Origin of the sequence: Winogradskyella wichelsiae (assembly GCF_013403925.1) — a bacterium.
GTDB classification, from domain to species: Bacteria; Bacteroidota; Bacteroidia; order Flavobacteriales; family Flavobacteriaceae; genus Winogradskyella; species Winogradskyella wichelsiae.
In genome coordinates this window covers 138,025-158,368 of sequence record NZ_JABFDJ010000004.1, presented here as the reverse complement: position 1 = coordinate 158,368, position 20,344 = coordinate 138,025, and the positions used below count along the sequence as shown (strand labels likewise).

Annotated in this window: 19 protein-coding genes; 1 reads left to right on the top strand and 18 read right to left on the bottom strand. The window is 31.6% G+C overall.

What is annotated here, in order from left to right; all coding sequences use genetic code 11:
* The 15 genes from HM985_RS09865 to HM985_RS09795 form a co-directional block, all read right to left on the bottom strand.
* Entirely contained in the window at positions 1 to 672 is a 672-nt protein-coding gene (locus HM985_RS09865; RefSeq protein WP_179376093.1) for a phosphoglycolate phosphatase, read from the bottom strand.
* Positions 673 to 829: 157 nt separating this feature from the next.
* A complete protein-coding gene (locus HM985_RS09860; protein ID WP_179376092.1) occupies positions 830 to 1,768 on the bottom strand; it encodes a hypothetical protein in 939 nt (312 codons plus the stop codon).
* Between the two features lie 2 nt (positions 1,769 to 1,770).
* Positions 1,771 to 3,222 carry an MBOAT family O-acyltransferase gene (locus HM985_RS09855; protein WP_179376091.1) on the bottom strand — a complete coding sequence of 484 codons (1,452 nt, stop codon included), beginning with the start codon at positions 3,220 to 3,222 and terminating at the stop codon, positions 1,771 to 1,773.
* Between the two features lie 158 nt (positions 3,223 to 3,380).
* Positions 3,381 to 4,295, bottom strand: a complete 915-nt coding sequence (cysK, locus tag HM985_RS09850) for a cysteine synthase A (protein WP_179376090.1) — start codon at positions 4,293 to 4,295, stop codon at positions 3,381 to 3,383.
* Between the two features lie 236 nt (positions 4,296 to 4,531).
* The gene (locus tag HM985_RS09845) at positions 4,532 to 5,137 is read right to left on the bottom strand and encodes a hypothetical protein (RefSeq protein ID WP_179376089.1); all 606 of its coding nucleotides are present in this window, start codon (positions 5,135 to 5,137) and stop codon (positions 4,532 to 4,534) included.
* A 45-nt stretch (positions 5,138 to 5,182) separates the two neighbouring features.
* On the bottom strand, positions 5,183 to 5,911 hold the full coding sequence (locus tag HM985_RS09840; RefSeq protein WP_179376088.1) for a M949_RS01915 family surface polysaccharide biosynthesis protein: 729 nt from the start codon (positions 5,909 to 5,911) through the stop codon (positions 5,183 to 5,185).
* Positions 5,912 to 6,149: 238 nt separating this feature from the next.
* Positions 6,150 to 7,358: a sensor histidine kinase gene (locus HM985_RS09835; protein WP_179376087.1), complete on the bottom strand. Its 1,209-nt coding sequence runs from the start codon at positions 7,356 to 7,358 to the stop codon at positions 6,150 to 6,152.
* A gap of 224 nt (positions 7,359 to 7,582) precedes the next feature.
* The gene (locus HM985_RS09830; protein WP_179376086.1) at positions 7,583 to 8,038 is read right to left on the bottom strand and encodes a DUF5063 domain-containing protein; all 456 of its coding nucleotides are present in this window, start codon (positions 8,036 to 8,038) and stop codon (positions 7,583 to 7,585) included.
* 172 nt (positions 8,039 to 8,210) lie between these two features.
* Positions 8,211 to 9,653, bottom strand: coding sequence for a TolC family protein (locus HM985_RS09825; RefSeq protein WP_179376085.1), 1,443 nt, complete (start codon positions 9,651 to 9,653; stop codon positions 8,211 to 8,213).
* Positions 9,646 to 12,894 carry an efflux RND transporter permease subunit gene (locus HM985_RS09820; protein WP_179376084.1) on the bottom strand — a complete coding sequence of 1,083 codons (3,249 nt, stop codon included), beginning with the start codon at positions 12,892 to 12,894 and terminating at the stop codon, positions 9,646 to 9,648. The genes HM985_RS09825 and HM985_RS09820 overlap by 8 nt, the downstream gene beginning before the upstream one ends.
* A gap of 23 nt (positions 12,895 to 12,917) precedes the next feature.
* On the bottom strand, positions 12,918 to 13,967 hold the full coding sequence (locus HM985_RS09815) for an efflux RND transporter periplasmic adaptor subunit (protein WP_218843408.1): 1,050 nt from the start codon (positions 13,965 to 13,967) through the stop codon (positions 12,918 to 12,920).
* A gap of 176 nt (positions 13,968 to 14,143) precedes the next feature.
* Complete coding sequence (locus HM985_RS09810; RefSeq protein WP_179376083.1) at positions 14,144 to 14,569, bottom strand: hypothetical protein; 426 nt, start codon at positions 14,567 to 14,569, stop codon at positions 14,144 to 14,146.
* Positions 14,570 to 14,747: 178 nt separating this feature from the next.
* Positions 14,748 to 15,176, bottom strand: a complete 429-nt coding sequence (locus tag HM985_RS09805) for a DUF4268 domain-containing protein (protein WP_179376082.1) — start codon at positions 15,174 to 15,176, stop codon at positions 14,748 to 14,750.
* Positions 15,177 to 15,851, bottom strand: a complete 675-nt coding sequence (locus tag HM985_RS09800) for a ZIP family metal transporter (protein WP_179376081.1) — start codon at positions 15,849 to 15,851, stop codon at positions 15,177 to 15,179. It abuts the gene before it with no gap.
* Between the two features lie 5 nt (positions 15,852 to 15,856).
* Complete coding sequence (locus HM985_RS09795; protein ID WP_179376080.1) at positions 15,857 to 16,588, bottom strand: SAM-dependent methyltransferase; 732 nt, start codon at positions 16,586 to 16,588, stop codon at positions 15,857 to 15,859.
* A 203-nt stretch (positions 16,589 to 16,791) separates the two neighbouring features.
* On the opposite strand from HM985_RS09795, the gene HM985_RS09790 reads away from it, so the two are divergent.
* Positions 16,792 to 17,961, top strand: coding sequence for a THUMP domain-containing class I SAM-dependent RNA methyltransferase (locus HM985_RS09790; RefSeq protein WP_179376079.1), 1,170 nt, complete (start codon positions 16,792 to 16,794; stop codon positions 17,959 to 17,961).
* A 104-nt stretch (positions 17,962 to 18,065) separates the two neighbouring features.
* Here HM985_RS09790 and HM985_RS09785 read toward each other — a convergent pair whose 3' ends face one another.
* Genes HM985_RS09785 through ppk2 (HM985_RS09775) form a run of 3 tightly spaced genes read right to left on the bottom strand, consistent with a single transcriptional unit; the run spans position 18,066 to position 20,279 of the window.
* Positions 18,066 to 18,542, bottom strand: a complete 477-nt coding sequence (locus HM985_RS09785; protein ID WP_179376078.1) for a hypothetical protein — start codon at positions 18,540 to 18,542, stop codon at positions 18,066 to 18,068.
* A 54-nt stretch (positions 18,543 to 18,596) separates the two neighbouring features.
* Complete coding sequence (ppk2, locus tag HM985_RS09780; protein WP_179376077.1) at positions 18,597 to 19,406, bottom strand: polyphosphate kinase 2; 810 nt, start codon at positions 19,404 to 19,406, stop codon at positions 18,597 to 18,599.
* A gap of 18 nt (positions 19,407 to 19,424) precedes the next feature.
* Positions 19,425 to 20,279 carry a polyphosphate kinase 2 gene (ppk2, locus tag HM985_RS09775; protein ID WP_179376076.1) on the bottom strand — a complete coding sequence of 285 codons (855 nt, stop codon included), beginning with the start codon at positions 20,277 to 20,279 and terminating at the stop codon, positions 19,425 to 19,427.
* Positions 20,280 to 20,344 lie beyond the last annotated feature (65 nt).

The following is a 20,344-nucleotide window of genomic DNA, read 5'->3' as shown; positions in this document are numbered from 1 at the left end:
TTAAAAAAGTTCTTGTAAATCTGCAAAACTATCGACCACTATTGTTGGGTTATAATCTGCAATGTTTTCGTTATAATTATAGCCATAGCTAACACCGATACTATCCATCGTTGCATTTTGAGCAGCCAGAATGTCATTTTTAGAATCGCCAACCATAATACTATTTTCTATGGTTATATTCATCTCTTTAGTTAAATGCATAAGAGGTACTGCGCTTGGTTTCTTTTCTGATAGAGAATCTTCTCCAATCCAAGATTTAAAGAATTGCTTAATGTTTAAGGTGTCTAATATCGGTTCTATAAACGCGAAAGGTTTATTGGTACAAATAACCATTTTATAACCTTTTTTATCTAAATCTATTAGTGTTTCTAAAACACCAGGATACATAAATGTTTCTTGACAAGTTATATCTTTGTAAGCTGCTAAATAAATAGCAAAAGCTTCAGTAAATAAAACTTCCGATAAATCTTGTTTTAACATAGATGCTTCTAGAGCTCTTTTGACCAAGGGTTTTGCGCCATTACCAATAAAAGGGGTGACTTGCTCAATGGTTAAAGCAGATAAATTATAATGTGATAACATTTTATTTACTGCTAAAGTAAGATCTGGAATACTATTAATTAATGTTCCGTCAAAATCGAATATAATAAGTTCTTTTTCTTTAAAATTCACAGTGCTAATTTTAAGACAAAGATGCGGAAGTTTTAATATACTTTTGAGTATTTAAGTTAATATTAGAAACTATGCTTTTATTCATAATGAATACAGATTATCGAAAAACAAAAGTGATATGGTAAGTTTTATACCACTTTTGTTATGTATAGATTAATTATTCTGTAAAAAGTTGAATTAAAACTTTTTCCTTTTTTAGCTTTTCGTTCATTAAATGGATACCGTTAATATTCATGTGATTAGAATTATAGAAATTATTTGAATCTTTTCTTATAGATTTATAATTAGCATCGATATAGGGTATGTTTAAATCTGAACATATTTGTTGAGGTGTTTCAAATATATTTTCATAATAAATAGACTCATGCACAGGCGATTGAATACAAATTAGTTTTATACCATTACTATCGCAAAACTCATATAGAAACTTAAGTGCTTTTTTTATTTCATTTTTATGACGGTTAATCGAGTATTTACTTTTAAAATTAACCAAAGTATCAGGTTTCTCATTTTTCCATTCTAAATCATTTCTGTTAAATCCATATTTTTCATAATTACTATTATTTGGAAAAAAACTATATTCAAGTTGATTGTACTTAAATAAAGAATAGAGTGGAAGGTATTTTTCGAGAATATTATAGTCAAAATGCTCAACAGTTTTCCATTTTTCATTTAATGGTAAAAAAGCATACCTGGCAAATGCATCTTTATGTACTAAGTTTCCACCATTTTTTGTAAAAGAACCTGGAGTCATAAATGGGTCAAAGTTTAAAATGGCAAACTTAGGATTGTTGTTATGTTTTAAATAATCTACAAGCCTAAAATAAGCCATTGATATCTGAGAGTGACCATCAACGCCTATATTGGTACTTTTTAAATTAAAGTTTGTTTGAAAAAAAGCAGGATCAAAATGTGAGAAACACCTTGAGCTTCCAAGCAAAACAAGTTCTGAATTAACATTTGAAGTTGTTTTAAAATTATCATGGCCTGTGATAATTTCATTTTCTATTTTAAGAGAAATGAAAATCTGAAATAAAGAAATAAAAAAAAATGCTATACTAAAATAGACTACTATTCTTAAAATAAATTTTTTCATATTTAAAATTGAAAATAAATAAATTGATTAGAATTAACACTTACAGCGTAGTAATAAGTAGTAATACCTAAAAAGAAATAAAGCGAATATCTTATAGCATTAGAATTTATTTTTTTTGAAAGGTATTCTAATGGATAATTATCTTCTCGCCAAATCCATTCGATTATAAAAAATATAAGTAAAAATATAAAAAACTGATTACCTAAGATAGGGAAATAAGGGACTTCTAAAAGTGAATAAGAAAATATATCAATTATGAATTGATAAGCATGATTAATGTTTTCTGCCCTAAAAAAGACCCAAGCAAATACGGTTAAACCAAAGGTAGATAGCATCATAAATAATTCTCTTAACGAAGGTAATATTTTTCCTTTTGCAACTATATCTATATAATCTCTATTCTTATTTGTTAGCATAAGAGGTAGAAAGTAAAGCGCATTTAGCGCACCCCAAATAATAAAGGTCCAATTAGCACCGTGCCAAAACCCACTAACAATAAAAATAATAAATGTGTTACGGATTTTCATCCATAGACCACCTCTGCTTCCGCCTAATGGGATATACAAATAATCTCTAAACCAGGTATTTAATGAAATGTGCCAACGTCTCCAAAATTCACCAATGTTTCGAGAAAAGTAGGGGAAAGAAAAATTCTTCATCAAATCGAACCCAAATAGTCGAGATGTTCCTATTGCAATATCTGAATATCCTGAAAAATCACCATAAATTTGAAAGGAGAAAAATATAGCACCTAATACCAGCGTGCTTCCTGAATAATTTTCAGAATTGTTAAATATTTCATTAGCAACTTGTGCGCAATTATCTGCAATGACTACTTTTTTAAATAACCCCCAAAGTATTTGCCTCATGCCATCAACAGCTTTGGTATAATTAAAAATCCTTTTTTTATAGAATTGAGGTAGTAAATGTGTTGCCCTTTCTATTGGGCCCGCAACTAGTTGCGGAAAAAAACTTACAAACGCAGAAAAAGCAATAAAATCTTTAGTAGGCTCTAGTTTTCGTTTATATACATCTATAGTATAACTCAAGGTTTGAAACGTATAAAAACTAATACCTACAGGTAAAATAATATCTAATGAGCTATCATTTATTTTAGTTCCAAAAAAAGAAAAAGCCTCTACGAAGTTTTCTTGAAAGAAATTGTAATATTTAAAGAACCCTAAAAACCCTAGATTTACTAATATGCTAGTCCATAAATATATTTTTCTTTTAGACTGTCTGTCCGCTTTTATTAATTGTTTACCTATAGTATAGTCTACAATGGTGCTAAATAAAATTAAGGAAAGAAACCTCCAGTCCCACCATCCATAAAATAGATAGCTTGCTAAAACAATTAAAATGTTTTGTGACTTTAAATTATTACTTGTAACAAACCAATAAAGTACAAATACAATTGGTAAAAAAATAGCAAAATCAATTGAATTAAAAAGCATTATTCTTTTTCACATTTAATATTACATAATTTAAATATTATGTAACAGCCCATACTATAGAACTTTTAGCGAATCTATTCATTTTAATGGTAAGACCTATTCAATTGATATAGCTTGCTATCAATTTTAATTTTATCACATTTTTATGTGATTCTAAATTACGCTTTAAAAAGGCCATCTATAGAAAGATAACGTTCTCCTGTATCATAATTCATCGTTATTACTATTTTTTCGTTTGGTATTGTTGCTAATTGTTTTCTAACAGCGGCTAAAGATGCTCCTGTAGAAATACCAACCAAAATACCTTCTGTTTTTGCTATATTTTGAACTTCTGCAAAGGCTTCTTCTTTTGTTATTTTAATAGCTCCATCAATTGAATCTCTATTAAACGTTTCAGGAATAAATCCTGGGCCAATCCCTTGTAAAGCATGTGGACCTGATTCTCCACCCGAAATGACTGGTGAATCGCTAGGTTCTACAGCAAATACTTGTAAGCCTGTAAATTTTTCTTTCAACACTTTAGACATACCTGATATATGCCCGCCAGTACCAACACCTGTAATTAAATAATCAATACCTTCTGGGAAATCGTTAGCAATTTCTAAGGCGGTTGTTGTTTCGTGTATTTTTGGATTTACCATATTTGTAAATTGAGAAGGCATCCACGCATTTTTGTCATTTTCAACAAGCTCTTTCGCTTTTGCAATCGTGCCTCCTAAACCTAACTCTTTTGGTGTTAATACTAATTTTGCCCCGTATGCAGCCATTAAAGCCCTACGCTCAACAGACATAGATTCTGGCATAACTAATGTAAGATTGTATCCTTTTACTGCGGCTACCATAGCTAAACCAATACCTGTGTTTCCTGATGTAGGTTCAATAATTTCTGTGTCTTTAGTTAAGATATTTCTGTTTTCAGCATCTTCAATCATTGCTAATGCAATTCTATCTTTTATACTTCCACCAGGATTAGATTTTTCAAGTTTCATCCAAACATTTGCGTTCGGGAATAATTTATTTAATTTCACTACAGGAGTGTTACCAATACCTTCTAAAATATTATTGATTTTCATAATTAATTATTTTTAATTTTTAAATAATTTAAAATGAGTTTAGAGTAATGAATAGTACGTTTTTAAACTCATAATTTTTAGAGTTATAAAATTAATGTTTTTAAGTGGTAACAAGCAGTGATTGGGAATATCTTAAGATTTTTAGAAGCAGATTCTAAAGGATAAAACTGAATTATTAATATGAATTTAATCTAAATTTCACCAAACTATATTTATAGTATTGCAACTCTGTGTTTTTAATCTGTATCTGTAATATTTATGACGATAACCTCATTGGTTCTCTTATCAAATAGTACTATAGAGTAATCCCAAGGAACATGAAAAAACCATGCTGAATCCTCTAAGTGATATGTGAATCTGTTTATCTCATTAAACCTATCATCATACTCATCTTTCACAAAATTTATGGCCGTTTTCCAAGCGTCTTTTACTTTTAAATTTCCATAAGCACCACCGTGGTGTAGTAATCTAGAAATGATTCCTGATAAATCAAAAATATCACTAGACCATTCCTTTTGTTCACAATTAGGTTGATCGTTTTCAATTTCTAAATCAGCTCGGTAATTAGCTAATTCTGGTCTATTAAAAAATCTTTTGATAAAAAATATTTCACTTAGCCTATTTCTAGAAGCAAACCATTGGAAGCAATAATGGTCTGATATTAAATATTTGTGAAGCTGGATACCGCCATTAATATGTGTTTTAGAAAATTTAGCTCTTAATTCTTCTGCACTTTTAGACCAATCATTTAATTCGGTAATAGTGATGTGTTTCCACATTTGAACAATTTCTTGATCCGTAGGAACTTCAGAAGTGTAATTTACTTTTAGTCTATTTGTCATATGGATTGCGCTGAAGCGGTATGTACTATTTATTTTAATACTATTTTACTCCTCGCATTTATTTCGATCCCAATGTTCTTTTAAGAACTTATTAAACGCTTGTTCTTTCTGTAAGTTATCACTAGCAGTAAACTCGCCACCATAAGGATTATCTATATGCCCGCAACCAATCATCGTTTCTCCGCTTAACTCATATTCTGTTTGTCCTTCGAACATTATTATTTTCAATAAGCCAGGGTCCATTCCGCCACGGCACATTAAAACATATGTCATCGATATTTCAGTTATTCCGTCATTGTCTAAATCCGTGATTGTTGTTGCTTTTGGTGTAAAACCGACAGAGAAATCTTCACCAAAACACTCGATATAATCATAAACTCTCCACTTTTTTTTAAACACTTTTTCAGAATTACTTTTTTCAAATAAATAGACGTATAATTCAGATTTGTCATGCAGCTTAAATTCAGTTGAATTTTTATTGTAATCTTTCCAATTGAAACTTCCAGAGACTGTTTGAATTAAAATATTTTCTCCGTTAGAATCTGTCCATTTAGAGGCTTCTACGACGGTTCCTTTAAAATCAAGAGATTTAGGTATTTCATCATAATCTAGATGATCAATTTTAATTGATTTATCTGAGTTCTGTTTGTCCAAAATTCCTAACCCAATGTAAGGTTCTAATGTTTTGACTTTTTCTTTATTAATTTCAGTTTGACCAAATACAGAGTTTGAGATTATGAAAAATAATAAGATTATTAATGTGTATTTTTTCATTTTTAGTTGTTATTTACAGCTATAAATATTACTCGTTTATTATTTTATTTCTATGAGATAAACCCCATTCTCGCATTGTTTTAATTATCAATATACCAATAAATCTGAACAAATGATAGAGTAGGAAAAGCAGACATTAGATCTGTGAGAAATAAATGATATGTTTGGTGCTCAGGATAGGGTTAAAATAAATTAGATAGAGTATTGTTCTTCGTTTTTCTTTGTAACGGACCTAAAATTATGCCCTTTTAGCAATTGTAAATACAAATTCGCTGTAAGAACCTAACTCTGATGATACTGTAATTTTACCGCCTAAACTTTCTACAAGATTTTGTACCGTAGATAAACCTATACCGTGTCCTTTTTCTCCAGTATTATCTAAATGTCCTGTCGTAACAAATAATCCAAAAATAGTTTCAATTTTGTCTTTTTCTATTCCTCTGCCGTTATCACGAACTTTAAATTCATAAAACTTGTCATCAGTGCTTGCTTCTATTTCTATAATAGTTTTTTCTTTATCACTATATTTAAGACTGTTACCTATTAGATTTATAAAAATCTGCTGCAGCGCTGTACTATTGCAATTGATGTCAATGTTTTTTTCAGGAGTTAAGATTTCACAGTTATCTTTAATGTTCATTAAATCTATAACGCCTTCTAATAGATCATTAATTCCAAATTGTTGAGTATCATCTATATCGTATGAGATGCATTCGTAATGGTCTAATATTTTTGTAATATAATCGCTCATAGAAAGGGACGATTTTTTTAAATAATCTAAATATTCTTTTCCCTTATCATCTATTAAATTACTGTATTTCTTTTTTACAATATCTGAAGTAAGTATTAAATTGGCCAATGGCATTTTAAGGTCGTGCGATACTACACCTGCAAACTCTTTAAGAAGTCCGTTATGTTTTTTAAGGCTTTCTTTTGTTATCGTTAATTCATTATTTTTTGTCCGTAATAATAAGAGTCGTTCAACTTGAGCCCCTAATTTCTTTAATGCCTCTTTTTGTTCGTTATTAAGAGAATTAGGTTTATGGTCTATAACACAGAGTGTACCCAAAGGCAATCCTTGTTCTGTTTTTAAGGATATACCTGCATAAAAAACCACAGGCTTTTCCTGCTCTGTTAGCGGATTATTTATAAACCGTATGTCGTTTCTTGCATCTGGCACTTCTAAAATATCTAAAGGATCTAGAATGGCATGCGCACAGAAGGATACGTCTCGTGAAGTTTGGCAAGCTGTCAATCCTTTTTTTGATTTAAACCACTGTCTATCTTTATCTACTAGTGAAATCAGTGAAACAGGTGTACCACAAATAAAGCTTGCAAGTTCTGTTATGTTATCATAATCATCATCTGCAACGGTATCTAAAATTTTAAGACTATTTAAAACTTCTAGTCGCTCAGTTTCGTTATGTGGTAATTTAGCAGAAATCATTTTTTGTTATCGATTGATTTGTCAAAAATAAAGTAAATTATTTTCGTGATTTTTTTCAATTAGAAGTTTTTGTTAAATTGTAGGTAACGTTTTTGTGTGGCGTTAATTTAATGGTTTAGCAGACAAGTTAACAAATAATTATTTAATAGATAACCTACTCACTTAAGTAAAGAACACACATTTAATTGCTTTATGATCCGTATATTTTTAATACCAGTAATTTGTTAGCCATTTTTATCTTTTAAATATTTCAAAAAATCAACAATATGTTGTTCTGAATGATTTTGCATTAAATCTTTAAAACGCCATTTTGCATATTTCTCACTTGCGTTCTCAAATTGCCATTTAATTTCTAACATATCCTTAATAATATCACTTAAATCGTCAATTGCATCACCTGTCACCAAGTACGCATCTGGTATTATTAAGTGAGATTCAAAAACTGAATGATACCAACCAATATCAGGAAAATTTGCCTCAATGTTTTTCTTTATTGAGTCATAATCAAAAGTCGGATCACCTTCAAAATCTTCATCATCAAATTCTACGTCTAGATTAAGATATTCAGAATAAATCCCTACTAAGAGTTGTTGAATTTCAAGTTCTTTATTAGCCGACTGAACGTTTTTATTAACTCCAAACTCCGTAATTCTATTTATAAGTTTCTCTAATTTTTTCAATGATTATTTAAATTTGTTTCAATTGGTTACAAGGATATAAATATACACGATATTCATCATTATTTTTATGTAAGATGCATTTGTGTAATTAAGATTCAGTTCTAATAAAAAAAGCCATTCTGCAATACTGCAAAATGGCTTCAAAAACTAAGGGCACTCTTTAACTAATTAACTAATTCCATCCACCACCTAAGGCTTGGTAAATTTTTACGTTTGCCAAAAATTGGTCTCTTTTGGTTTCAATAATTTCAATTTTTGAATCTAAAGCTTCTCTTTGTGTAAGTAGCACTTCCGTGTATTCTGCTCTTGCAGATTTAAAAAGCTGTATAGACAACTCAATAGCTTCTGTCATGGCATCGACTTGTTTGGCTTTTAAGTCATAATTTTCTTTCAAATTATTAATGTTAGACAATTCATTTGCTACTTCCATATAACCATTTAAAATCGTTTTTTCATATTCAAAAACGGCTTGTAATTGTCTGCTGTTTGCATTACTGTACTCTGCTTTAATCGCATTTCTATTAATTAACGGACTTACAACATCGCCAACTAAAGAGTATAAAAGAGATTCAGGTGTGCTTGTTAAATACTTTGTTTTAAAAGCTTGTAAGCCAACACCAGCTTGTATACCAATAGAAGGATAGAAGTTTGCTTTTGCTATTTTAACATTTAGCTTGGAAGCTTCTAATTCATATTCTGCTTGTTTAATATCGGGTCTATTCGCTAATAGCTGAGATGGAATACCGGCTTCAATGGCATCAATAGGGCGATCAATAAAATCAGCAGAATCTCTATCAATTGTCTGTGGATAACGGCCTAAAAGAAAGTTGATTTTATTCTCAGTTTCTACGATATTTTGACGGATTTCAAATTTATTACTTTGGTTTTTATAAACTTCAGCTTCAAAACGTCTAACAGCCAATTGTGTCGCTCTAGCGGCTTGTTTTTGCAGTTTCACCATTTTTAAAGCATTTTTCTGAATCTCTAAATTCTGCTCTATAATGTTTAACTGATTATCTAAAGCTAGTAGCTCGTAATAGGAATTGGCAATTTCCGATACAATGTTGGTCACCATAAAATTCTTACCTTCAATAGTACTTAGATATTCTAAAACTGCCGCTTTTTTACCGTTGCGAAGTTTTTTCCAAACATCGAGTTCCCATGAAAAATCTAAGCCTACAGAAAAATCAGTTAAAGGTTCTGGGAATTCTTCGCCATCACGAATATCTAAATTATGCTCTACAGCTCCATCTCTAGTGTATTCACCAACTTTTTCAACTTCAGCACCAGCATACACATTTACAAAAGGTAAATATTCTCCTTTTCTAACCTTAACTTCATTATTAGCCATCGAAATTTTCTGTAGCATAATATTAAGCTCTTGGTTATTGGCCAAAGCCGTATCAATTAAAGCAACTAATTTTTGATCAGAAAAAAACGTTTTCCATTCTACATTTGCTGTATTAGTGGAATCTGATGTTTCATTTTTATACTGCTCAGGAACTGCCTTATTTTCTTCCCTTATGGCCTTTTGCGTTGGTACACAAGAAAAGAGTAGTAGTAAGGCAAACACACCAAATAGCTGCGATTTTCTTATCGTTCTTATATTATTCATCGTTTTTCTTTTTACCAAGTTTTTTGAAAAGTTTTGTAAGCTTGCTGATTTTTTCAGCATTAGCTTCACTTTGATTTTTAGTTTCACTAACACGCATCATTTCTTCAGAAATAGGCTCACTAGCCTCATCCTTAATTAATGATTTACCATCTGCCATTTTAGCAAAAATATAATACAAACCAGGAATAATTAAAACCCCGAATAATGTACCGATTAGCATACCACCTAAAGCAGAACTACCGATAGTTCGGTTTGCAATAGCACCAGCACCAGAAGCCATAAGCAATGGAATTAAACCAGCTATAAAAGCGAATGATGTCATTAAAATAGGTCTAAAACGGGCTTTAGAACCCTCAATAGCAGCTTCTAAAATGGTAGCGCCTTGCCTACGTTTTTGTACGGCAAACTCTATAATTAACACGGCGTTTTTACCAAGCAAACCAACCAGCATTATCACCCCAATTTGAGCATAAACATCATTGGCTAATCCCATTCCTTTTAGCATAATAAAAGATCCGAAGACTCCAATTGGTAAGGAGAAAATAACGGCTAAAGGCAATAAGAAACTTTCATATTGAGCGGCAAGTACAAAGTACACAAAGATGAGGACTACCATGAAGATATAAATAGATTCGTTACCTCTTTGGGCTTCATCAAAACTTAAACCTTCCCATGCAATATCATAACCTTTTGGTAATTGCGTTGCAGCCACTTCTTTAATGGCTTTAATAGCATCATCACTTGTAAATCCTGGTGCAGGCAACCCTCTAATAGAAGCTGAATTGTAAAGGTTATAACGCGTAATTTCGTTGGGTCCTAATTTCTTTTCAATACTCATAAAAGCAGAATACGGCACCATTTCCCCTTCTTCATTTTTTACAAATAACTTTTCAAGATCCGTAGGTAAGCGTCTGTATTCTGGTGCAGCTTGTGTGTACACTTTAAAGAAACGACCAAAACGAATAAAGCCTTGCTCATAGGTACTACCAATTAAAATGTTGAGGTTTTCCATGGCTTTACCAATCGTAACCCCTTTTTGCATGGCAATTTTATTGTTTATTTTCAATTCGTACTGAGGATAATTCGCTGAGAAAAATGTAAATAAACCTGTGAGCTCTTCACGTTCAGACAAAGCTTCCATAAATTCATTATTCACGCTTTCAAAATGATGATAGTCAGTAGAGTTTGTTTTATCTAATAATCGCATGGCAAAACCTCCAGAAGATCCAAAGCCTGGTACAGCAGGTGGTTCAAAATATTCTATAATTGCTCCTAAATCTTTGGTTTTTTCTTCAAGCTCTTCCATGATTTCATGAACAGAATGCTCACGGTCAGACCAAGATTTAAGGTTAATTAAACAGGTACCTGCATTAGATCCACGACCTTCAGTCATTATTTCATAACCCGCTAAAGAAGAAACAGATTGTACACCTTCAGTATCTTCACATATTTTTTGAAGTTTTTTTGCGACTTCATTGGTACGCTCTAAGGTAGCACCAGGTGGTGTTTGAATAATGGCGTAGATCATTCCTTGATCTTCATTAGGAATAAACCCAGCAGGTAATACTTCATTTGTAAAGAAAATACCAGCACAGAATGCCGCTAATATTCCAAAAGTGATAAGGCGTCTAGCAACTATTTTATTTAAAATCTTAACATAACCACCAGTTAATTTATCAAAACCTCCGTTAAACCAATCAATAAATTTATCTAGTGGTGACGTCCGTTTTTTACCATGGTTATTTTTCAATAACATGGCACAAAGCACTGGAGTTAACGTTAATGCTACAATGGCAGAAATTACAATAGCACCAGCCATGGTGATTGAGAATTGTCGGTAGAAGACACCAACTGGGCCTGTCATAAATGAAATAGGAATAAATACAGAAACCATAACCAAAGTAATGGCAACAATGGCACCACCAATTTCACCTAAAACTTCAGAAGAGGCCTTGTAAGGCGTAAGATTTTCTTCGTGCATTTTTAAGTGGACGGCTTCTACGACCACAATGGCGTTATCTACTACAATACCAATTGCTAATACTAAAGCGAAAAGCGTAATAAGATTAATGGATAAGCCAAACATTTGCATCACAAAAAAAGCACCAATTAAGGAAACCGGAACGGCAATAATAGGGATTAATGTAGAACGCCAATCTCCTAAAAACAAGAATACAACAATGGCTACAAGAATAAATGCATCTCTTAAGGTATCTATAACTTGGTCGATTGATGCATCTAAGAAATTAGAAACATCATAGCTAATTTGGAAATCAATTCCTGGTGGTAAATCAACTTCTAGTTCGTCTAGTTTTTCTTTTACAGCATCAATAACGTCGCTACCATTACTGCCAAAGGTCTGTTTTAAAACAATAGAGGCTGAAGGCTTTCCATCAAGGTTAGAGTAAATATCAAAAAATTCACTTCCTAATTTTACATCGGCAATATCTGCAAGAGTTACAATTTGGCCTTCTTTGTTGGCTTTAATAATTATCTCTTCGTATTGTTCTGGCTCATTATATCTGTTTTGATATGTTAATACATATTCTAAAGATTGAGCGGTTTGCCCAGAACTACGACCTAAACGACCAGGTCTCGCCAAAATACTTTGGTCTTCCATGGCTTCTAGTACTTCTTCTGCAGAAATATTATAAGCACGCATTCGGTCTGGTTTTAACCACACACGCATGGCATATTTTCTACTTCCTAAAATCTGAGCACTCGCAATACCGTCTATACGCTGTATTTCTGGAATTATTTTAGTATAAGCATAGTTGTATAGAAACTTTTCGTCATTGTCTTTATTTTCACTCGATAGGTTAACGTACATTAACATACTTGGCTGAACAGGAGTGATAATAACACCTTCACGTTGTACCAATTCTGGTAATAGCGGCATTACCTGATCGACTCTAGTTTTTACTCTTACTACGGCTTCGTTAGGGTCTGTACCTGGTTCAAAAATAACACGTACAGTTCCTTCACCAGCACTCGTAGCATCTGAAGCAATGTAGCGCATATCTTGTACACCATTGATCGCTGTTTCTAAGGGAATTAATGTTGAATTAACCAACACATCTGCACTAGAACCTGGGTAAGCAATAAAAATGTTGACTGTTGTAGGTGCAATCTGTGGGAATTGAGATATAGGTAATTGCTTTATGGCAAGACTACCTATAAATATAATGATCACCGAAATGACAATAGCCAAGACGGGTCTTTTTATAAATTTTTTAAACATGATGTTTGTAGATTAAATGAGATTTACTCTGCGTAAAGCGCTAGGTTAGATAATACTGTTTCTGGATCTACAGTTTCAGTATGAATCTTTTCTTGGTCTTTCACCATCTTTATACCCTCAAGAAGTATGGTATCGTTTTCACTTAAACCTTTATCTACAATAAATAAATGGGGTAATTCTGCACCAATAGTAATTTCTCTTTGGTGAACAACCTGATCTTTATCTATTACAAAAACATAAGTTTTATCTAAGATTTCAAACGTAGCTTTTTGCGGTACAATAACAACATCTTTGTAAGGAACGCTCATTAGAATACTTCCTGTTTCACCATGTCTTAAAATACCATCCGGATTTGGAAATGTGGCTCTGAAAGCTATATTTCCAGTTTCACTATCAAATTCTCCTTGAATAGTTTCAACTATTCCTTTTTGATTAAAACGTTTATTATTCGCCATTAAAAGCTCAACATTTTTGTTGTTCTGTTTAGCATCACTCATAATGTAATCTAAATATTCAGCTTCAGGAACATTGAAATAAACCCACATTTTACTGTTGTCAGATAATGTTGTCAGTAACTCTCCTTCATCTAAAAGGCTTCCTTCTCTAGCTTCTAAATGATCCATAATACCATCAAAAGGTGCTCTTATATTTGTGAAACCTAAATGTGTTTGCGCTAAAGAAACTTCTGCATTAGCTTTGTCTAAATTGGCTTTGGCCATTGCTAATTCATTTGGCGAAACCACATCTCCATCAGCTAATAACTGCGTGTTTGTAAGTTCTATTTCTGCAACATTAGACTCTGCTTTTGCTTTTTGTAATTCTGCTTGGTAGATGTTTGGCATAATCTGAAACATCCGTTGCCCTTTAGTTACATGTTGTCCTTCATCTACATAAATATTTTTTAAGTAACCACGTTCTAAAGCTCTTAATTCAATATGTCTGATGGAGTGAATTTGACTCACGTAGTCTTTTGTAATAGAAGTGTCTTTTTTTACAGGATTGGTAACTAAAAAAGTTACGACTTCATGTTTTTCTTCTTTGTGTTCTTTACAGCTTGCTAAACCTAAAAGCATAACTAGGCCTGCAAAAACGGTTGTTTTTTTTATGATATTCACGTGTTTAAATATTTTATAAAATGATATAAGTTATGAACAAACCCCATTGGAAATGTTCTTCTAAAGTTTTGGTCTAAACTTTAAAAACAAAAAAATTACAACAGACGTTTTGAAGTAAGGTCTGCTTTAGATTATCAAATTATAAAAACTTGGAATTGTATATGAAGCCTAAGACTAGGTTCATTAATCGCACTTTGAGGACGATATATGCTTTTTTGAAGATAATTAGAAGCGTGTTCAAAGACTAATGCATTAATGAAAGCTATTTCTAGAATATCTTTATAATACAATTTCTTTGTGGAAGCTTCTTCGTCTTCAAGATTATTACTTTCAATAATTTCAACATTTCGTCTGTGATCAGAGTTATGATGAATAGGAGTAATAGTTTTACTTCTTAAAAAATTATCACCTAACTGATCTGCAATGCTTTCTTGCACACATAAGTTATGTATAGCAGTATTGTTTGCAAGATTATTAGTATCATTAGCTTGTAGATTAGCAAATGTGCTTAATAATAGAACAACAACTAATGTTAGATATTTATTGAAAGTGTTTTTCATTTCAGTAGGCAAAACTATATCTTTAGATCTATACTACCAAAGAGTGGTCGATTATTTTTTAAGTTTGAAATGATAAATGTTTCTTAAAAAAAAGTAATACAGTTTATAATTTATACAGAATGTAAAGCTCATGGACTACTATTTTAAAAGCTCTCATAAGTATTATATAGACTGTAGGTTAACTTTTTATGATGTCGCTGTACTCATGAAAAAAGCCTTCTAACAGATCCATGTTTTCATTGAAGAATACCATAACATCTTGCCATGTGTTTTTATTATGAATAGACACTTTTTGTTCTAATGGTAAGTAAATACGAGAGATTTCCTTACCGTTTTCAAGCAGATATTCCTCTTCAAAAATAATTTCGGGAAGATAATCATTCTTTAAGATGCCTTTTAAGGAGGTGAGTTTTTCCCAATATTCAATTCGGTTTTCTAAATCGTCTTCAATATCTAATGCGATTAAAGCAGACTTTGTATCGAAGTGAAATTTAAATGAAAAGCCTTTAATTTTAGTGTCGTATAAAAGCCATTTTCGAGGAAATGATTTTCCGAAACTAATCCAGAATTCTTGTCTTAATAGTCTTGATTCTTCTTTTGAAAACATTTAAATAAAATAAGCGATTAATATTCCTAAGCAAATAGCTACAAGTTTAGATAAGTTGAATTTATGACCTTCACCAGTTTCAAACAAAATAGTGGTAGAAATATGTAAAAAGATACCGATAACAAAGGCATTTATAACGTCTATATAATTGATCATTAAACCAGAATGATTTGAGATCAATGTGCCAATTGGGGTCATAGCTGAGAAAACGACTAAAAAAGTTACAATCTGAAATTTGCTATAACTAGATTTTAGCAAAAAGGTTGTAATTAATATGGCTATCGGTATTTTATGAATTAAAACACCGTAAACCATGTCGTTGTGTTGGTGAATAGGAAACCCCTCTAAAAAACTATGAATACACAGGCTGATAAATAGCATCCAAGGAAACATTTTATCATTTTTGTGTATGTGCACGTGCCCATGTTCTGCTCCTTTAGAAAAGAATTCTAATATAATTTGAAGCAAAATACCACACATTATATACAAGCCTGTAAGTTTGGCTTCTATATGAAGGTATACTTCAGGTAATAAATCAAAAAGTGTTAATGCTAATAAAAAGGCACCACTAAATGATAGAAGTAATTTGGTGTAAACAGGCTTCTGCTTTTTTGTTAGTAAAGCAATAATAACACCTATTATAACAGCAATTAGAGGTAATAAATAACTATTCATTTAATTTACTTAAAAATCATAATCATGCGTTCCGATGATTGAGCATGGTATTTGTTTAATTTATAATCTCCAAATACATCAAGTAAGTAGACACCTGCTTTTTCAAATAACGTTTCGAAATCTTTTAAAGTGAATGCTTTTACACGTTCTTGAAATTCAAAATGTTGTCCATCAGCATCAAAACTTATATCTTTTAGAATATAGCCGTCTTTTACAGATCGTTTTTGATGAAAATCTATACCGTCAACAGTTTTAATATCTTCAGAAATTAAGTTTTCAATAATATAATTTGTATTCATAAAATCAATCACTCCAAAACCAAATTCATTTAATTCTAATTTGATAGATTTAATGGTTTCTAGATTGCAATTTTCATCATCGAAATATCCAAAACTAGTAAAGAGATTAAAAACAGCATCAAAATCTTTAGGATAAGGTTTACTCATATCATGAACCTTAAATTCTAATGTTTCATTTTCAAATTGCTTTGCATGCTCAATACTTTGTTCTGATAAGTCAACTCCTGTAACATTATAGCTTAAAGAATTTAAATAAACAGAGTGTCTTCCTTTTCCACAAGCTAAATCTAAAATTTCACCTTGTTCAGGAAGGTTAAGATAATCGGTTAGATTATCCATAAAATTTTGAGCTTCTGTATAGTCTCTATCTTTATATAAAATATGGTAGTAAGGTGTGTCAAACCATGATGCGTACCAATGTTCTGTTGATTTTGTCATACTTATCTCCCATGAAAACAGGAGTGTTTTTAGTTAAAATAATTTGTAATCATTACGCTTATAACTTATGTTATAACATCTTTTATAAATAAAAAGGTTGCCATAACTTTAGGTCTAAGTTTTGTAATGATAAGTCCTTGTTGATATTTTAGGATGCCATCGTGCAAAAATAGCGTATTTTTGCAATTTATTTGACGGAACTCATGGACAATAATTACAAGATGTTAGCCAAGACTTTATTTGGCTTCGAAGATATTTTAGCGAAAGAATTAACACAACTCGGTGCTACGCAAGTAGAAGTAGGAGTTAGAAATGTTAGTTTTGTAGGAGATAAAGGCTTTATGTATAAAGCAAACCTTGGTCTTAGAACTGCAATTAAAATATTGAAACCTATCCATTCTTTTAGAGTAACAAGAGAAGAGGATCTTTACAAAAACGTAAAGAACATGAAGTGGGAAGATTACTTAAAGCCTACTGGTTCTTTAGCTGTTGATGCTACAGTTCATAATAGCGTATTTACACATTCGCAATACACAGCTTTAAAAACTAAAGATGCTATTGTAGATCGTTTTAGAGAAAAAGAAGGTGTGCGTCCTGATGTTGATTTACGTTTTCCGGATTTAAAAATTAATGTTCACATAGATCGTCAACGCTGTACGATTTCTTTAGATACCTCTGGGGAATCACTACACAGACGTGGCTATAAATCGGCTACCAATATTGCACCGATTAACGAAGTTTTAGCTGCCGGATTAATAATGTTGAGCGGTTGGGATGGTCAATCTGATTTTATGGATCCGATGTGTGGTAGTGGAACAATGTTGGCAGAAGCAGCGATGATTGCTTGTAATATTCCACCAAATTTAATGCGAAAAGAATTCGGTTTTGAGCGTTGGGCAGATTGGGATGTAGAGTTATTTGAAACGATTGAAGATTCGCTTTTAAAGAAAACACGAGATTTTCATCATAAAATATTAGGTTACGATAAATCTCCTTCTGCTGTGGTTAAAGCAAAAGAAAATATGAAGAATGCACATTTAGATGAATTTGTGCACATTCAACATGAAGATTTCTTCAAAACTCAAAAATCAGGTGATGAGAAACTACATATGGTTTTTAATCCACCGTATGGAGAACGTTTAGATAATTTAAATGTTGAAGAATTTTACGGAGATATTGGTTCTACTTTAAAGCATGGTTATCCAAATACCAATGCTTGGTTAATCACTTCTAATCTTGAAGCTTTAAAATTTGTAGGATTAAGACCTTCAAGAAAAATAAAAGTATTTAATGCTAAACTTGAAGCTAGATTAGTGAAATACGAAATGTACGAAGGAAGTAAGAAGGCAAAGAAGCAGGCTAATCAGTCTTAAATAAGTAATCACATTACAATTTTAGTTTTAGAGGAATCGTTTTGTTAATTTTAGTGATTCGTCAATATGTTTATGCTATAGTTGTGTTAGTAATGAAATCTATTTTAGTTTTCTAATTCCTCTAGTTGTAGATTATAGTCATATTGTAAATCTTCATGCAATACACCTATTTTTTTCTTTATAGATAACACTTGGCGTTCATAAAGATTACTTAAGGTTACATTTTTATGAATAGAAGGTTTTAAATCATTCATTTGTTTACAAAAGTAGAGTAGAAGCTCTACTTCTGTAGTTTTCTTTAAAGAGTAGCGACTGTAGACTCTAATTTCTCTCAGAATTTTACGGATTGTTTTCTTCATATAGAAGTAACTATCTGTATTAATGCCTTTAAATAATTGATCTAAACTCAACTTTACGCTTTCTATATAACCATCTTCGTCATGAGATTCAAATAGCAAATAGGTGAGTAGTGCTTTATTTTCTTTTTTGAACTTTCCTAAACGTAAACACAATTCTAAGAGCTCTTCTTGAGAACGATGTTTTAATTCTTTTTTTATAGTGACAATAGATTCTATCTTCATGTTATAAGATTAACGTTGAAAAAAAAGGAGACAAAAAGTCTTCTTTAAATTGGTTTAGTCTTCTAAAAGTTTCTTCATCGATTTATGAGTAATATTCTCTACGTCTTTAGTTTCGTAAGGAATATGTTTTAAAATATATTCAAACGCTGTTATTCTTGCGTTGGTTTTACGGTTAGCTTTTATAATTTTCCAAGGTGCAGCGACTTGTGTTTTTTCAAACATTACTTCCTTATACTTTGTGTAGTCATCCCATAATGAAATAGCACGTTTATCTACATCGCTATATTTCCATTTTTTTATTGGTGTACTTACAATGTCTTTAAAACGACGCTCTTGTTCCGTTTTTGTAATAGAAAAGTAGAGTTTAAGTAAATATATACCAGAGTCTTGTATCATTTTCTCAAACTCATTTACCTGACTCATAAAAATAGTGTATTCTTTTTTAGTACAAAATCCATTAACAGGTTCTACAACGGCTCTATTGTACCAACTTCTATCAAAAAACACAATTTCTCCATCATTAGGTAAACGTTGTATATAGCGCTGAAAATACCATTGTCCCATTTCGGTTTCATTTGGTTTTGGTAAAGCTACAACTCTAATGGCCCGTGGCGGTAAATGTTGAATAACACGTCTTATAGCACCACCTTTTCCCGCAGCGTCTCTTCCTTCAAAAAGAATGATGACTTTCTTATTGTTCTTTGCCACCCATTGTTGAAGAATTAGCATTTCTTCTTGCAATTTTTCTAAGCGCTTTTCATATTTTACATTGTTAAGCGTTTTTTCAATATTTAGTTGCCTTTGGCGCAATAAGGCTTCAATTCCCTTTTTTGTATTTAGAAGTTGTAAGTTTTTTTCGGTCATCTTTAAAGAGAATTTTTATTATTGGTCAAGTTGATCTGTGTTTCTAAAATAACGCTGTACAATATTGGGGTCAGGTAAAAGTGATTTGCAATTACTTCCTTTATTGTCGTAATCAAAAAGGCTTAAAACATATTTAATACTTTCTAATCGAGCACGTTTTTTATCGTTAGATTTGATAACCACCCAAGGACTAAATGAGTTATGGGTTCTAGAGAACATTTGGTTTTTGTAAGTTGTAAACTCATTCCATAGTTCCTGGCCTTTTTCATCAACAGGACTGAATTTCCATTTTTTAAGGGGGTTTTTTAAGCGTTTTTCAAAGCGACGTTGCTGTTCTTCCTTTGATACCGAAAACCAAAATTTAATTATTTTAGTGCCATTTTCATAGAGCATATGTTCAAATTCAGGAACTTGAATAATGAATCTATTGTATTGCTCTTTGGTACAAAACCCCATAACAGGTTCTACAACGGCTCTATTGTACCAACTTCTATCAAAAAAGACAATCTCTCCTGCATTAGGTAATTCTTTTATGTAGCGATTAAAGTACCATTGGCTTTTCTCAATTTCAGTAGGTTTATTTAAGGCAACAATTCTACGGGCTCTAGGATTGAGGTGTTCGGTAAAGCGCTTAATAGTTCCTCCTTTTCCTGAGGCATCTCGACCTTCAAAAATAATAGCTATTTTTTTGTTTTCTTTTTGTACCCAATGTTGAAAATCTACGAGTTCTGCTTGTAAAGGAAGTAATTCTTGTTCATAGTTGTATTTTTCTAGGGCTGTTTTAAAAGTTGGGTTATCTTCTTTGTGTTTTTCGATGTAATCGACTAAATCGGCCTTTCGTTTAAATGAATTAAGAATCTCTTCTGTAAGCATATATTATGGGTTGGTTATGGATTGTGAAAGTTATAAAAATTAAATTAATGATTTGCTGAGAGGTA

Excerpts from the sequence above, each read along its gene's own strand:
- HM985_RS09810 (WP_179376083.1), bottom strand. The coding sequence starts at position 14,569 with ATGAAAAACACTTTCAATAAATATCTAACATTAGTTGTTGTTCTATTA.
- cysK (WP_179376090.1), bottom strand. The coding sequence starts at position 4,295 with ATGAAAATCAATAATATTTTAGAAGGTATTGGTAACACTCCTGTAGTG.
- HM985_RS09825 (WP_179376085.1), bottom strand. The coding sequence starts at position 9,653 with ATGAATAATATAAGAACGATAAGAAAATCGCAGCTATTTGGTGTGTTT.
- HM985_RS09815 (WP_218843408.1), bottom strand. The coding sequence starts at position 13,967 with ATGCTTTTAGGTTTAGCAAGCTGTAAAGAACACAAAGAAGAAAAACAT.
- HM985_RS09790 (WP_179376079.1), top strand. The coding sequence starts at position 16,792 with ATGGACAATAATTACAAGATGTTAGCCAAGACTTTATTTGGCTTCGAA.
- HM985_RS09820 (WP_179376084.1), bottom strand. The coding sequence starts at position 12,894 with ATGTTTAAAAAATTTATAAAAAGACCCGTCTTGGCTATTGTCATTTCG.
- HM985_RS09855 (WP_179376091.1), bottom strand. The coding sequence starts at position 3,222 with ATGCTTTTTAATTCAATTGATTTTGCTATTTTTTTACCAATTGTATTT.
- HM985_RS09840 (WP_179376088.1), bottom strand. The coding sequence starts at position 5,911 with ATGAAAAAATACACATTAATAATCTTATTATTTTTCATAATCTCAAAC.
- HM985_RS09845 (WP_179376089.1), bottom strand. The coding sequence starts at position 5,137 with ATGACAAATAGACTAAAAGTAAATTACACTTCTGAAGTTCCTACGGAT.
- HM985_RS09795 (WP_179376080.1), bottom strand. The coding sequence starts at position 16,588 with ATGACAAAATCAACAGAACATTGGTACGCATCATGGTTTGACACACCT.
- HM985_RS09805 (WP_179376082.1), bottom strand. The coding sequence starts at position 15,176 with ATGTTTTCAAAAGAAGAATCAAGACTATTAAGACAAGAATTCTGGATT.
- ppk2 (WP_179376076.1), bottom strand. The coding sequence starts at position 20,279 with ATGCTTACAGAAGAGATTCTTAATTCATTTAAACGAAAGGCCGATTTA.
- HM985_RS09785 (WP_179376078.1), bottom strand. The coding sequence starts at position 18,542 with ATGAAGATAGAATCTATTGTCACTATAAAAAAAGAATTAAAACATCGT.
- ppk2 (WP_179376077.1), bottom strand. The coding sequence starts at position 19,406 with ATGACCGAAAAAAACTTACAACTTCTAAATACAAAAAAGGGAATTGAA.
- HM985_RS09835 (WP_179376087.1), bottom strand. The coding sequence starts at position 7,358 with ATGATTTCTGCTAAATTACCACATAACGAAACTGAGCGACTAGAAGTT.
- HM985_RS09800 (WP_179376081.1), bottom strand. The coding sequence starts at position 15,851 with ATGAATAGTTATTTATTACCTCTAATTGCTGTTATAATAGGTGTTATT.
- HM985_RS09860 (WP_179376092.1), bottom strand. The coding sequence starts at position 1,768 with ATGAAAAAATTTATTTTAAGAATAGTAGTCTATTTTAGTATAGCATTT.